Source organism: Parvibaculum sedimenti (genome assembly GCF_009184905.1).
GTDB classification, from domain to species: domain Bacteria; phylum Pseudomonadota; class Alphaproteobacteria; order Parvibaculales; family Parvibaculaceae; genus Parvibaculum; species Parvibaculum sedimenti.
Map to the genome: position 1 here is coordinate 29,300 of NZ_WESC01000011.1, position 13,408 is coordinate 42,707.

Sequence of the window (13,408 nt, forward strand, 5' to 3'; positions counted from 1 at the left end):
GGGATCACTTCGATGGAAACCGCCGCTTCGACACTTCCGGCCTTCGGACCCGCTCTGCCAGAGATCGTGCTGGCGGTCGGCACGCTGTTCCTGCTTCTCGTCGGCGCCTTCCGCAAGGTAAGCCCGACGCGCGGCATCTCCTGGGCGGTGGTTGCGCTCTTTGCGCTCGTCGCGGTGCTGGTGACCGGGCAGGGCGACATTCATGCGGCTACCTTTGGCGGCATGTTCCTCATCGATCCGTTCACGCGCTTTATCAAGTTGCTGGTGCTGCTGGCCGCCGCGCTCTCGGTCATCATGTCGGTGACCTATATCCGCCGCGAGAACATGGACCGGTTCGAGTTCCCGATCCTGATCGCGCTGGCCGCGCTCGGCATGATCATGATGGTCTCGTCGAACAGCCTGATCGCGCTTTATCTCGGCCTCGAGCTTCAGAGCCTCAGCATCTATGTGATCGCCGCCTTTAACCGCGACAGCGCGCGGTCGAGCGAAGCGGGCCTCAAATATTTCGTTCTGGGCGCGCTCTCGTCGGGCATGCTGCTCTATGGCAGCTCGCTGGTTTATGGTTTCACCGGCAGCGTGGACTATCCGACGATCGCCGCAGCGATCAGCACGGGCCATGCCTCGGTTGGCCTCATCTTCGGCCTCGTCTTTATCCTGGCCGCGCTTGCCTTCAAGATTTCGGCGGTGCCGTTTCACATGTGGACGCCGGACGTTTATGAAGGCGCGCCGACGCCTGTGACCGCTCTCATGGCGAGCGCGCCGAAGGTGGCCGCCATGGCGTTGCTCATCCGTGTGCTGTTCACGGCCTTTCCCGGAATCACGCCGGAGTGGAAGCAGATTATCGTCTTCGTTTCGATCGCCTCGATGGTACTCGGCGCCTTCGCTGCCATCGGCCAGCGCAACATCAAACGCCTGATGGCCTACAGCTCCATCGGCCATATGGGCTATGTGCTGGTCGGTGTCGCCGCCGGAACGGTGGAAGGCCTGCGCGGCGTTCTGATCTATCTCGCCATCTATGTCGTGATGAATGCGGGCGTCTTCTGCGTTATCCTCGCCATGCGCCGCAGCGGCGAGCAGGTCGAGAGTATCGAGGACCTCGCCGGGCTTTCGCGTAGCCGTCCGATGGTGTCGTTCCTGCTCGCCATGCTGATGTTCTCGCTCGCGGGCATTCCGCCGCTGGCCGGCTTCTTCGCGAAGTTCTACGTCTTCATGGCGGCGATCAAGGCGGACCTCTATCTGCTCTCCGTCATCGGCGTTCTGTCGAGTGTGGTCGGCGCGTATTACTATCTGCGCATCGTCAAGGTGATGTATTTCGACGAACCGGTGCAGGCTCTCGATGCGCCCATGTCGCGCGAGCTGAGCATCGTGCTCGGCCTGTCCGGCCTCTTCACGCTTTTCTTCTTCGTCTACCCCGCGCCGCTGATCGCAAGCGCGGAAGCCGCCGCCGCCGCGCTGCTGCCCTGATCCATGGCCCCCTTGCTTCCAACGGGCATTTCGCTCCGCGCCTTCGCGGAAATCGACAGCACCAATGAGGAAGCGAAGCGCCTCGGCGAGGCGGGTGAGCCCGGTCCTATCTGGATCACGGCAGAGCGTCAGACGGCGGGCCGCGGACGGCGCGGCCGCGAATGGGTGTCACCCAGCGGCAATTTCATGGGAACGCTCCTGCTGCGTCCGCAGGCAAATCCGCGCAAGGCGGCGGAGCTTTCCTTTGTCGCGGCGCTCGCGGTGCATGACGCTGTCGACGGGTTGCTGTCGCCTGCGCTGAGGCCGGACCTCAAGCTCAAATGGCCGAACGACCTTCTGCATGGTGGGAAGAAGCTCGCGGGCATCCTGCTCGAATCCTCCGGCATCGCAGGCGGGGAACTCGCCTGGCTGGCCATCGGCATCGGCATCAATCTCGCTCAATATCCTGAAGGCGTGGAATATCCCGCGACCTCGCTTGCAGCCCTCGGCGTCACCGATGTTACGCCCGACGACGCGCTCGAGCGTCTTGCCGCCGCTTTCGACCGGCGCATCCGGCAGTGGCGCGATGTGCAGGGCTTTGCCGCGATCCGCGAGGCCTGGCTCGCCCGGGCGGCGGGGCTCGGCGGTTCCATTACAGTAAGGCTGGCGGATGAGACGTTCGACGGGGTGTTTGCCGGGCTCGCGCCGGACGGGGCGCTGGAAGTGCGGACGGCTTCGGGCGAGACGCGCCAGATTTCTGCGGGAGATGTGTTCTTTCGGACCGGCCCGCGCTAGCTTGTGGTCATGACTTCAAAAGTGAGCGCGAAAGCAACAGACGAACTCGTCTTCCTGCCGCTTGGCGGATCGGGCGAGATCGGCATGAATCTCAACGTCTATGGCTATGGGCCGGCGGATGACCGCCAGTGGATCGTCGTCGATCTCGGCGTGACGTTCGGCGATGAGCGCACACCGGGCGTCGACCTCATCATGCCGGACCCCACCTTTCTCGAAGATCGCCGCGACGAGATCATCGCCATCGTGCTCACACATGCGCATGAGGACCATATCGGCGCTGTGGCGCATCTCTGGCCGCGGCTCCGTTGCCCGGTCTATGCGACGCCCTTCACTGCCAATCTGGTCAAGGCAAAGCTGATCGAGGCGGGTATCGAGCATCAGGTGCCGCTTAATATCGTGCCGCTCGGCAGCCGTTTCTCGCTCGGACCTTTCGACATCGAGCTGGTCACGCTCACGCATTCGATCCCGGAGCCGAACGCGCTGGCCATCCGCACACCGCTCGGTCTTGTGCTGCACACGGGCGACTGGAAGATCGACCCCGAGCCGCTGGTCGGCGACGACATGGATGTGAAACGGCTGAAGGAGATCGGCGACGAAGGTGTGCGTGCCATCGTTTGCGACTCCACCAATGTCTTCTCGCCTGGAACGTCCGGCTCGGAAGCCGATGTCGCGAAGAGCCTTATCGAGGTCATCCGCCAATGCGAGCAGCGCGTGGCCGTGACGACCTTTGCGTCGAATGTTGCGCGGCTTGAAAGCATCGCCAAGGCGGCAGAGGCTTGCGACCGGCATGTGGTGCTGGTCGGCCGCGCCATGTTCCGCATCGTCAGCGCGGCGCGGGATGCTGGCTATCTGACCGGCCTGCCGCCGTTCCTGACAGAGCACGACATCGGCTATCTGCCGCGCGACAAGGTGCTGCTGCTCTGCACCGGCAGCCAGGGCGAGCCGCGCGCGGCGCTGGCCCGCATCGTCGAAGACACGCATCCAAACATCGCGCTGTCGGAAGGCGATACGGTAATTTTCTCTTCCCGCATCATTCCGGGTAACGAGTCCTCGATCTTCGATCTGCAGAACAGACTGGCGGAGCGCGGCATTCGCGTCATCACCGAGAAGGACCATTTTGTCCATGTCTCCGGTCATCCGTGTAGGGACGAACTTGCTCGCATGTATCAGTGGATCAGGCCGGAGGTTGCCGTGCCGGTGCATGGCGAGGCGCGGCATCTGGCCGAGCATGCGGTGCTCGCCCGGGAGCTTCAGGTGCCGGAGACGATTGTCATCCGCAACGGGCTCATGGTGCGGCTCGCGCCGGGACCGGCGCAGATCATCGACGAGGCGCCTGCCGGCCGCATCTATCTCGATGGCGATGTCCTGATCGATGCGGATGAGGGGGCGGTGCAGGAACGCCGCAAGCTCTCCTATTCAGGTTCTGTCTTTGTCAGCCTCGTGCTCGACAAGGACGGCAAGGTGCGCGGCGATCCCCAGGTGGTGCTCATGGGCCTGCCGGAGGAGGATTCGCGGGGCGTCAGCTTCGATGACCGCGCGCTCGACGCCATCGACGAGGCGCTGGAGCGCCTGCCGCCGAAACGCCGCGGCGACGACGATGCCGTAGCGGAGCTCTTGCGCCGCGCGGTACGCGGCGCGCTTCGGCGGGAGTGGGGCAAGAAGGCCCAGGTCGCGGTGGTTGTGACGCGGATTTGAGGCGGCTTGCCCGCCCACGGGAAGCCCATTAAACATGGGCAATTGATATTCAAAGGCAGCGAGGCTCAGATGCTTGGACAGCTCAATCACGTAGCGATCGCCGTTCCCAATGTGCGGGAAGCGGGCGAGATGTATCGCACAAAATTCGGCGCCAAGGTTTCCGATGCCGTGCCGCAGCCGGACCACGGCGTGACCACGGTTTTCGTCGATCTCGGTAACACCAAGCTCGAACTGCTTGAGCCTTTGGGCGAGAACTCGCCGATTGCCGGTTTTCTTGCGAAGAACCCCAGGGGCGGCATCCACCATGTTTGTATCGAGGTGGATGACATCGACGCCGCTTGCGAGCAGGTGACCTCCGAGGGCATCACGATCACCGGCACAGGCAAGCCCCGCGTCGGCGCGCATGGGAAGCCGGTCGTTTTCCTGCATCCGAAAGATCTTTACGGAACGCTGGTCGAACTCGAGCAGGCCTGAGCCTCTTTCCGAAAGGGATAGACTGATGACCTGGACCGCAGGCATTGCCATCTACCTTGTGGTCTGGTGGACCATCCTTTTCCTGGTGCTGCCTTTTGGCGTGCGCTCGCAGCATGAGGAAACTACGCCGTCGGTGGAAGGCACCGATCCGGGGGCGCCGGTGGCGCCCATGCTGGTGCGCAAGGCGCTGGTGACCACGGTGATCGCCGCTCTGGTCTGGCTCCTCGTCGCTTATATCTACATCTATCAGCCGATCAGCTTCGACAGCATTCCCTTCATGCCGAAGTTGCATGATTGGTATGGGGACGGGCAGCCCCAGACCGCCAGTTGATCTGATCAGAAAAGCGGCGCGCCTAAAAAATAAGCAATTCTCTCGTTGTCATCCCGGCGAAAGCCGGGATACATCAGCCGCGAACTCAACGCTTGCGACTGCGACGCCGGCTTTTATCGGCGGCTTGATTTGGGGTGAGGCAAGGGGCCGTGAGGGCAAAAAAAAGCAAGGTCCACTTTCGTGGCCTTGCTCAATAGTGTTCCCTCTTTTTATCGCGCCATCGAGGGACTTGCAGTCCCCGACGTCGGCGTTCCCTCCCTAAACTTGGGCCGCGCTTTCCGCGCTGTCCCTCTTTATGTCTAAAAATATAGCGAGCCTGCGTAGGGCTGTCACGCAATTTTATCCTGTCCTGAAGCCAAAACGCGCAATTTCCCGAACAGAAAATGTCCGTATGGGCAAGGAATGCGTAGTGCCGATTCAGCGGGGCGCAAGTTCGATACCGAGGAGTCCGGCAGTGCGCCCTTGGTCTCGCGTCAGCGCTCCGGGATGGGCCAATCGCCGCGCGGGAGATGAGGCCGACTCCGCCTGCGATGCAGAGGGTGAGTGCCATTGGCGGTGACGGCGGCGGGAGCGGATTTATCGGATCGCTCCGCTCAATTTCGGCAAATCTCTGGATCATCAGGCGAGCGACAAAAAGAAGGGCAGGCGCTGGCGCATAAAGCGGCATTGCTGATGGGCAGGCGGGCGCGCCGCCAACGATGGTGTCCGAACCCGGCGCAAGCATCATGGAGCGGCCGGGCCTGAGGAAGTAATCTGTAGGCTGATTTATTGGTGGAGCGGATGATGTGAAGACCGTTTCGGATTCCGTCTCTGGGGGCGCCCGCACATTCCTGTCGAGAAGGGGCCTTGGCGAAACACATCTTTAAGGTGAATTGTCGAGGATGGGCGCATGAGCGCAGGGAGACATATCGCCTGGTGGTTGACCGTCGCATGGTTGGCGGCGCCTGCTACGGCGTATGCCGGGGACGGGGCGGTCGGCTTTGAGCCGGTCGAGGTCAGCGCCGAGCTTTGCGCACATATCGCGACCTATGTCCCGGGCGGCGAGGCGGACTACAAGCCGGGCATTGCCGCCGACGGAAGTGCGGTCGTCCCCGCCGACATCGACCCGCCGCTTGAGACGCGCGAACTTTACAGCTTCCCGGTCAAGATCGCGCCCTTGAACGGCAGCGGGAAATACGCCGCCGACTCCACGCTCGAGGTTGCAACCGTCACATTCGATCCGAAGACGGGCATCGTGCTTGTGGACGGACAGCAGGTGACGGGCGCAGAGCGCGCGCTTGCTGATGCATGCGCGCATCGCTCGGAAAAATCCGGCGACTGAATACTTCGTTAACCATGTTTTCGCGCGCCGCTTTCTTGACAGGCAGGCCACTCGCCATAACCTTTGTGCTGGGCATCGCGGGGGTCTCATGCGTTCGAAAGTGGTCAGGGCGGCCTTCGCTGCCGTCTGCCTGTTGGCATTCTGTGTCGGGAGTTTGCCTGCGACGGCAGGCGTCTCGACCATGTGGCGGATCACCAAGGATCATTGGGACCCGTCCGACGAGAAGGGCTATGAGGACTTCGTCGCCGCGCTCGGTGCGGAAGATTGCTGGACCCTCGACGCCTGCCTGAAGAGCCCGGCAAACCCCTATCGGCATACGGACCCCAGGGTCACATTCTTCGTCGACTGCGCCGACGTGCCTTATCTCCTGCGCGGCTATTACGCCTGGAAGAACGGGCTGCCCTTCGCGTGGCAGAGCGCGATGCAGTCTTCCGATGGGCCGCGCGGCGATATCCGCTATTCATCAGGGGGCAACAGGGTGGTGGGGCGAGAGTCTGTGCCCGCAACGACTTCGGGCGTGCCCGCGATTCCGCTTCTTTTCGAGGTCGCCAATACGGTTTCGACGGCGATGTTTCGCCACGATGCGACGTCGGACAGTCCGACGCTCTTCACCGATATGTATTCGCCGCGTCTCGACCGCGAGGCGATCCGCCCCGGCACCGTCGCCTATGACGTCAACGGCCATGTCGCGCTGGTGTGGAAGGTGGAGCCGAGCGGGCGGATCATGATCTTCTCGTCTCACCCCGACAACACGCTCGACCGCACATTCGTGGGGCGCGAATTCCTGCGCACCGGGCCGGAGCTCGGCTCGATCTTCCAGAACTGGCGGCCGATCCGTCTTGTTGGCGCAAGGCAGCTGGCCAGCGGAACCTATGTCGGCGGGCGCATCGTCGGTACACCGAACGAAGAGATCCCGGAATTTTCACTTGAGCAATATGTCGGCAATCCGCCGGTCGATCCGAGCCTCTGGGCCGTCGCGAAATTCGTGAAGGACAATGAAGGCATGGATTTCTACACCTATCTCCGCGCCCGCCTTTCCATCGGCGACCTCGAATACAAGCCAGTCGAGGAAATGCATGTGATGATGCAGACGCTTTGCCAGGACCTGCGGGCGCGGGATCGCGCCATCGATATCTCCCGCATTGAGGGGCACACGCAGGACATGCCGCAACCCGACAGGCTGCCGCGCAACATCTATGGCACCGATGGCGTCTGGGAACTCTATTCGACGCCTTCGCGCGACGCGCGGCTCAAGACCGCCTTCAAGGAGATGTACGACCAGACCCGCGAATTCATCCAGATGAAGGAGATCGACGCGCCGCGCCTTCGATATACGGGGGCCGATCTGCCGCGGGATCTGCTGCGTGCTTTCGACGAGGAAAACGCAGCCTGTCCCATCGCCTACCGCAAGACGGACGGGACGAAGGTGCGGCTCACGATCGACGATGTGATTCATCGCCTCTTCAAACTCTCCTTCGATCCCTATCACTGTGTGGAGCGGCGATGGGGGGCGACAGAACCCGGCGAACTCGCCTCCTGTCCGGACGGAGCGAAAAAGACCCGCTGGTACGAGGCCGAACAGGGGCTTCGCAACCAGATCGACCGGACCTATGACATCGAGATGGACTCGACAGTCGAGGAACTGGAGCAGGGACCATATGGGCTCGAATCGGGTCGGGGCGTCGCGCAGGCGCCCGAGGTTGATGTCCGGGCCTTCCTCATCTCGCATATGGAAAGCCGTTCGGCCCAGAGATAGCCAAAATCGGCGTCAAATGGCCTGCTTTTAAGGCGCTGGCGCGTTGCCAATCCCGCGCCTAGCCCCTAATACTTGAGCCCGTATCAGCCCCCCAGACGGCCCCTCGCGGCCACGGTCCCCCATGCGCCTTTCCCGATATTTTCTGCCCACGCTCAAGGAAAACCCCGCCGAGGCGCAAATCGTCTCGCATCGCCTCATGCTGCGCTCCGGCATGATCCGGCAGGAGGCCGCCGGCATCTATGCCTGGCTGCCGCTCGGCTTCCGGGTGTTGCAGAACATCGAGCAGATCGTGCGCGAGGAAATGGACCGGGCAGGCGCCATCGAGCTTCTGATGCCGACGCTTCAGCTCGCCGATCTGTGGCGCGAAAGCGGTCGCTACGACGCCTATGGCCCCGAGATGCTGCGCATCAAGGACCGCCACGAGCGCGAGTTGCTTTACGGACCGACCAACGAGGAAATGATCACGGAAATCTTCCGTTCCTACGTGAAGTCCTACCGCAACCTGCCGGTGAACCTCTATCACACGCAGTGGAAGTTCCGCGACGAGCAGCGCCCCCGCTTCGGTGTCATGCGCGGTCGCGAATTCCTGATGAAGGATGCCTATTCCTTCGACCTCGACGAGGCAGGCGCGCGACTTTCCTATAACCGCATGTTCGTCGCCTATCTGCGCATCTTCGCGCGGCTTGGTCTGAAGGCGATCCCGATGCGCGCCGAGACGGGCCCCATCGGCGGCGACCTTAGCCATGAATTCATCATCCTCGCCGAGACGGGCGAGTCCGGCGTCTTCATCGACAAGAACGTGCTTGATCTCCCGGTGCCCGGCGAAGATGTCGATTATGATGGCGACCTTACGCCGATCATCAAGCAGTGGACCGATCTCTACGCGGCGACCGAAGACGTTCATGATGCCGAGCGCTTCGCGCGCGAAGTGCCGGAAGAGCGCCGCGTCGCCACGCGCGGCATCGAGGTCGGCCAGATCTTCTATTTCGGCACCAAATATTCGCAGGCGATGAAGGCCGTGGTTTCGGGCCCCGATGGCGTCGAGCGGCCGGTGCATGGCGGTTCCTATGGCGTCGGCGTGTCGCGCCTCGTCGGCGGCATCATCGAGGCGAGCCATGACGACAATGGCATCATCTGGCCGGAGGGCGTCGCGCCCTTCAAGGTCGGTCTCGTCAATCTGAAGGTCGGCGACGCGGAAGCGGACGCGGCTTGCAACGAGCTTTATGAGAAGCTCACCAAGGCCGGCGTCAGCGTTCTCTATGACGATACGGATGAACGCGCGGGCGCGAAGTTCTCGAACATGGACCTCATCGGCCTGCCTTGGCAGCTCGTAGTCGGTCCGCGCGGGCTGAAGTCCGGTGTCGTCGAATTGAAGAACCGCGCGACGGGCGAGCGCATCGAGCTTTCGCCGGAAGCCGCGCTCAACAAGCTGACAAACTGAAATCGGGACCGGGGCGCGACAGGAACCAAACATGACAGATGCCGCAAGCGCCGAAGATGTGAAAGTGCAGGGGAAAGGTAAGAGCCTGCCTTTCGGCGCCTTCGAGTGGTTGCTTGCCATGCGCTATCTCCGCGCGCGGCGGCGAGAGGGCTTCATCTCGGTCATAGCCGGGTTCTCCTTTGTCGGCATCCTGCTCGGCGTGGCCACGCTCATCATCGTCATGTCGGTGATGAACGGGTTTCGCACTGAGCTTCTCGGGCGGATTCTGGGGCTCAACGGGCATATGTTCGTGCGCGGCGTGACCTCCTTCGTTCCCGATTACGATTACCTTTCCGAGACCATCGAGAAAATTCCCGGCGTCGTCAGCGCCACGCCCATTGTCGAGGGGCAGGCGATGGCATCGAGCCGCTCCAATGCGCTGGGCGCGCTCGTTCGCGGCATACACGAAAAGGATCTGCGGCGGCTGAAAGTCGTTTCCGATCATTTGCTGATGGGGACGCTCGACGGTTTCGATGGCGGCGAAGGTGTTGCCATCGGCTCCCGGCTTGCCCGCAGCCTCGGATTGACGCTGGGCGACAACATTACGCTTCTCTCGCCACGGGGTGCGATCACGCCTTTCGGAACTGCGCCGCGCGTGAAGTCCTATCGCGTCGCCGCGATCTTCGAGATCGGCATGTCGGAATATGACTCGAGCTTCGTCTTCATGCCTCTCGACGAAGCGAAGCAGTATTTCCGGACAGGCGATGGCGTCACCGCGCTCGAGGTGAAGATCAAGGATCCGGACCGCGTCAACGAGTTCGTTGGGCCGGTGGGACAAAAGGCCGGCTCCTGCTGCGACGTGCTGACATGGCAGCAGACGAACCAGAGCTTTTTCAGCGCGCTTCAGGTGGAGCGCAACGTCATGTTCCTGATCCTGACGCTGATCCTCATCGTCGCCGCGCTCAACATCGTGTCGGGCCTCATCATGCTGGTGAAGGACAAGGGGCGCGACATCGCCGTGCTCAGGACCATGGGCGCGACGCGCGGCTCCGTAATGCGGATTTTCTTCATTTCCGGCGCTTCGATTGGTGTCGTCGGCACGCTCGCCGGCTTCGCGCTCGGCACGATTTTCTGCCTCAACATCGAGACGCTGCGCGTCTGGCTTTCGGAGCTTTCGGGCACGGAACTCTTTTCGCCCGAAATCTATTTCCTGAGCCACATGCCCGCCGAGATCGACACGGGCGAGGTCGTCTCCGTCGTTGGTATGGCGTTGTTCCTGTCCTTCGCCGCGACGCTTTACCCTGCGTGGCGGGCGGCGTCGCTCGATCCGGTCGAAGCGCTGAGGTACGAATGATGGAGAATCCCGTTCTCAGCCTGCGGGGCATTCGCCGCGTCTACACCCAAGGCGAAGAAGAGCTGCGCATCTTCGAGGATGCCTCGCTCGACATCAGGGCAGGAGAGATGGTGGCGCTGGTCGGTCCTTCCGGTTCCGGCAAGTCGTCGCTTCTCCATATCGCAGGCTTGCTCGAAGCGCCGCAGGCAGGCCAGGTTGTCATTTCGGGCCGCGATTGCGTCAGTCTTGATGACGGTCAGCGCACGGAGGTCCGGCGCAACGAGGTTGGCTTCGTCTATCAGTTTCACAATCTTCTGCCTGAATTCTCGGCGGTGGAAAACGTCGTTCTGCCGCAGATGATCGCGGGCGTACCACGCCGCAAGGCGGAGGAATTCGCGCTTTATCTGCTGGGCCGAATGGGGCTTGCAGCGCGGGCGAAGCATCGTCCCGCCGAGCTTTCCGGCGGTGAGCAGCAGCGCGTGGCGATTGCCCGCGCGCTTGCCAACAATCCCCATGTCCTTCTCGCGGACGAGCCGACGGGAAACCTCGATCCCAAGACTTCCCACATGGTCTTCAGCGAGTTGCTGGAGGTTTGCCGGACACAGGGCGTCGCCGCTCTCGTCGCGACGCATAATCTCGATCTCGCCAGCCATATGGATCGGGTCGTGCTGCTGCATGATGGCAAGCTTCTGGAAGGTTCGGAAGTCGTTTCGACCTATCAGAGCCTCTGATCTCCGCAATCAATCGATTTTATCGAACGAAACGTCCGGAGCTATGCGTTGGACCCCGGCGGGCCCACCGGCGATCCTTGCCGCAGTCAGTGATCCAGGGAGATCCAAATGTCTGCGAGCGAGACTCCGGCGGCCGCCATCCTTCCCCATGAGCATGAGGCATCGCGCAACTGGCTGGCGCGAACGCTGCCGGGCATACTGCTGACGGCGATCATTGCGGTTGTTGCGACGGCGCTCCACCATGTTCCCGGACTCGGCAGCTTCAGTTCGCTCATCCTGTCAATTCTCATCGGCATGGCGTTTCACAATTTTGTCGGCACGCCGAGGCGGGCGAAGGCGGGCGTCACGTTTTCCCTGCGCCGTGTCCTCCGGGCGGCAATCATCCTGCTGGGACTTCAATTGACCGTGACCCAGATCGCAACGGTTGGCGTCGCCGGTGTGGCGGGTACTGTTCTCACGCTCGGTGCCACCTTCCTCTTTACGCTCTGGGCAGGTAGGCGGCTTGGTGTAGATCGTGCGCTTTCGACGCTGATCGCGACGGGCACCTCGATCTGCGGCGCGTCGGCGGTGGTTGCCGCTAACGCCGTGGTCGATGGCGGCGACGAGGATGTGGCCTATGCCATTGCCACGGTGACGGTCTTCGGATCGCTGTCCATGGTGCTTTTTCCCGCGCTCGACTCGGTGCTGCATCTTGCGCCGCATGTCTATGGATTGTGGAGCGGCGCCTCCATACACGAGATCGCGCAGGTGGTGGCTGCCGCCTTTCAGGAAGGCCAGGATGCCGGGCATTTCGGCACCATCGTCAAGCTGACCCGCGTGCTGATGCTAGCGCCCGTCGTGCTGCTGCTCGCCTGGTTCTGGGACCGCGGCCGCGGGAAGAGCGGCGGTCGGCGCAAGGGCACGACGCCGTGGTTTGCCTTCGGCTTTCTGCTGATGGTCGGCGTGAACAGCTTTGTGCCGATTTCGGCCAGCCTGCATGACGGTGCGGCGGAGGTCACCACCTTCATGCTGGCGATGGCGCTGGCCGCCATGGGTCTGGAGACGGATATCGCCAAGCTGAGGGCGAAGGGCCTGCGCCCGCTGGCCCTCGGCGCCTCGGCCTGGGTGTTCATTACGTCCTTCGGTCTGGCGATGGCGGTGCTTGCCATGTAATGCTGCGAACGATCGTTTCGTTCAATGGAAAGCGCGGGCCCGCCTCTTGACCCTCGAACAGTTGCGCATATTCGTCGCCGTGGCGGAGCGGGAGCATGTGACCCGCGCCGCCGCGGCGTTGGGGCTTACGCAATCAGCCGTCAGCTCCGCCATCGCGGTGCTTGAGACGCAGCACGACACGCGGCTTTTCGATCGCGTCGGCCGGCATATTGAGTTGACGAATGCCGGTCGCGACTTTCTCGTCGAAGCGCGCGCCGTGCTCGCGCGCGCGCATGCGGCCGAGCTTGTCCTGAGCGAGCTTGGCACGCTTGGCCGTGGTACTCTCAACGTGCAGGCCAGCCAGACCATTGCCAGCTACTGGCTTCCCTCGCGACTTGTCCGCTTTCGTCAGGCCTATCCGAAAATTGAGGTGCGCCTCTCCGCCGGTAACACGGAGACTGTCGCGCGCGCGGTTCTCGAAGGCGATGCCGATCTTGGTTTTGTCGAAGGCGCTGTGCGCGTCCCGGCGTTGGCGTCGAGCGAAGTCGGCGGCGATCAGCTCGTGCTGGCGGTCGGTAGCGATCATCCGCTGGCAAAGCGGCGCAATGTCGGCCTTGCGGACCTTGCCGATGTTCCCTGGGTCGTGCGCGAAGCAGGTTCCGGCACACGTTCCGAAATGGAGGCGGCGCTCATTGCGATGAAGATGCCGATCCATGCTCGGGACATCGCACTTGAATTACCGTCGAACGAGGCTGTGCGGGCGGCGCTGGAGGCGGGCGCCGGTGTCGGTGGCATGTCGGAGCTTGTCGCGGCGCCGGGAATACAGGCGGGCAGGCTGAAGCGTCTCGATATCGACCTGCCACGCAGGCCCTTCCTTGCGCTTCGTCACCGCGAGCGCCGTCTCAGCAAGGCCGGGGAGGCTTTGTTGGCATTGTGCATAGAGAAGCCCGGTCGGCGGAAATAGGCTCAAGCCTTCTT

The 13,408-nt window shown here is 62.6% G+C and carries 12 protein-coding genes; all 12 read left to right on the plus strand.

Annotation, left to right across the window (positions count from 1 at the left end; translation table 11 throughout):
* Positions 1-12: 12 nt before the first annotated feature.
* The 12 genes from nuoN (at position 13) to F2P47_RS12750 (ending at position 13,394) form a co-directional block, all read left to right on the plus strand.
* Positions 13-1,464, plus strand: a complete 1,452-nt coding sequence (gene nuoN, locus F2P47_RS12695) for an NADH-quinone oxidoreductase subunit NuoN (protein WP_152216744.1) — start codon at positions 13-15, stop codon at positions 1,462-1,464.
* 3 nt (positions 1,465-1,467) lie between these two features.
* The gene (locus F2P47_RS12700; RefSeq protein WP_152216745.1) at positions 1,468-2,238 is read left to right on the plus strand and encodes a biotin--[acetyl-CoA-carboxylase] ligase; all 771 of its coding nucleotides are present in this window, start codon (positions 1,468-1,470) and stop codon (positions 2,236-2,238) included.
* Between the two features lie 84 nt (positions 2,239-2,322).
* Entirely contained in the window at positions 2,323-3,933 is a 1,611-nt protein-coding gene (locus tag F2P47_RS12705) for a ribonuclease J (RefSeq protein ID WP_425500039.1), read from the plus strand.
* A gap of 69 nt (positions 3,934-4,002) precedes the next feature.
* Positions 4,003-4,407 (plus strand): methylmalonyl-CoA epimerase, encoded by a 405-nt coding sequence (gene mce / locus F2P47_RS12710; protein WP_152216747.1) that lies wholly within the window; start codon positions 4,003-4,005, stop codon positions 4,405-4,407.
* A 25-nt stretch (positions 4,408-4,432) separates the two neighbouring features.
* Complete coding sequence (locus tag F2P47_RS12715) at positions 4,433-4,738, plus strand: DUF1467 family protein (protein WP_152216748.1); 306 nt, start codon at positions 4,433-4,435, stop codon at positions 4,736-4,738.
* An 889-nt stretch (positions 4,739-5,627) separates the two neighbouring features.
* Positions 5,628-6,059 carry a hypothetical protein gene (locus F2P47_RS12720; protein ID WP_152216749.1) on the plus strand — a complete coding sequence of 144 codons (432 nt, stop codon included), beginning with the start codon at positions 5,628-5,630 and terminating at the stop codon, positions 6,057-6,059.
* An 88-nt stretch (positions 6,060-6,147) separates the two neighbouring features.
* Positions 6,148-7,815 carry a hypothetical protein gene (locus F2P47_RS12725; RefSeq protein WP_152216750.1) on the plus strand — a complete coding sequence of 556 codons (1,668 nt, stop codon included), beginning with the start codon at positions 6,148-6,150 and terminating at the stop codon, positions 7,813-7,815.
* Between the two features lie 121 nt (positions 7,816-7,936).
* Complete coding sequence (gene proS / locus F2P47_RS12730) at positions 7,937-9,256, plus strand: proline--tRNA ligase (protein ID WP_152216751.1); 1,320 nt, start codon at positions 7,937-7,939, stop codon at positions 9,254-9,256.
* A gap of 31 nt (positions 9,257-9,287) precedes the next feature.
* Positions 9,288-10,589, plus strand: coding sequence for a lipoprotein-releasing ABC transporter permease subunit (locus tag F2P47_RS12735; RefSeq protein ID WP_152216752.1), 1,302 nt, complete (start codon positions 9,288-9,290; stop codon positions 10,587-10,589).
* On the plus strand, positions 10,586-11,299 hold the full coding sequence (locus F2P47_RS12740) for an ABC transporter ATP-binding protein (protein ID WP_204886683.1): 714 nt from the start codon (positions 10,586-10,588) through the stop codon (positions 11,297-11,299). The genes F2P47_RS12735 and F2P47_RS12740 overlap by 4 nt, the downstream gene beginning before the upstream one ends.
* A 108-nt stretch (positions 11,300-11,407) precedes the next feature.
* A complete protein-coding gene (locus F2P47_RS12745) occupies positions 11,408-12,451 on the plus strand; it encodes a YeiH family protein (protein ID WP_152216753.1) in 1,044 nt (347 codons plus the stop codon).
* Between the two features lie 46 nt (positions 12,452-12,497).
* Complete coding sequence (locus F2P47_RS12750) at positions 12,498-13,394, plus strand: LysR family transcriptional regulator (RefSeq protein WP_152216754.1); 897 nt, start codon at positions 12,498-12,500, stop codon at positions 13,392-13,394.
* Positions 13,395-13,408 lie beyond the last annotated feature (14 nt).

Excerpts from the sequence above, each read along its gene's own strand:
- nuoN (WP_152216744.1), top strand. The coding sequence starts at position 13 with ATGGAAACCGCCGCTTCGACACTTCCGGCCTTCGGACCCGCTCTGCCA.
- F2P47_RS12700 (WP_152216745.1), top strand. The coding sequence starts at position 1,468 with ATGGCCCCCTTGCTTCCAACGGGCATTTCGCTCCGCGCCTTCGCGGAA.
- F2P47_RS12705 (WP_425500039.1), top strand. The coding sequence starts at position 2,323 with ATGAATCTCAACGTCTATGGCTATGGGCCGGCGGATGACCGCCAGTGG.
- mce (WP_152216747.1), top strand. The coding sequence starts at position 4,003 with ATGCTTGGACAGCTCAATCACGTAGCGATCGCCGTTCCCAATGTGCGG.
- F2P47_RS12715 (WP_152216748.1), top strand. The coding sequence starts at position 4,433 with ATGACCTGGACCGCAGGCATTGCCATCTACCTTGTGGTCTGGTGGACC.
- F2P47_RS12720 (WP_152216749.1), top strand. The coding sequence starts at position 5,628 with ATGAGCGCAGGGAGACATATCGCCTGGTGGTTGACCGTCGCATGGTTG.
- F2P47_RS12725 (WP_152216750.1), top strand. The coding sequence starts at position 6,148 with ATGCGTTCGAAAGTGGTCAGGGCGGCCTTCGCTGCCGTCTGCCTGTTG.
- proS (WP_152216751.1), top strand. The coding sequence starts at position 7,937 with ATGCGCCTTTCCCGATATTTTCTGCCCACGCTCAAGGAAAACCCCGCC.
- F2P47_RS12735 (WP_152216752.1), top strand. The coding sequence starts at position 9,288 with ATGACAGATGCCGCAAGCGCCGAAGATGTGAAAGTGCAGGGGAAAGGT.
- F2P47_RS12740 (WP_204886683.1), top strand. The coding sequence starts at position 10,586 with ATGATGGAGAATCCCGTTCTCAGCCTGCGGGGCATTCGCCGCGTCTAC.
- F2P47_RS12745 (WP_152216753.1), top strand. The coding sequence starts at position 11,408 with ATGTCTGCGAGCGAGACTCCGGCGGCCGCCATCCTTCCCCATGAGCAT.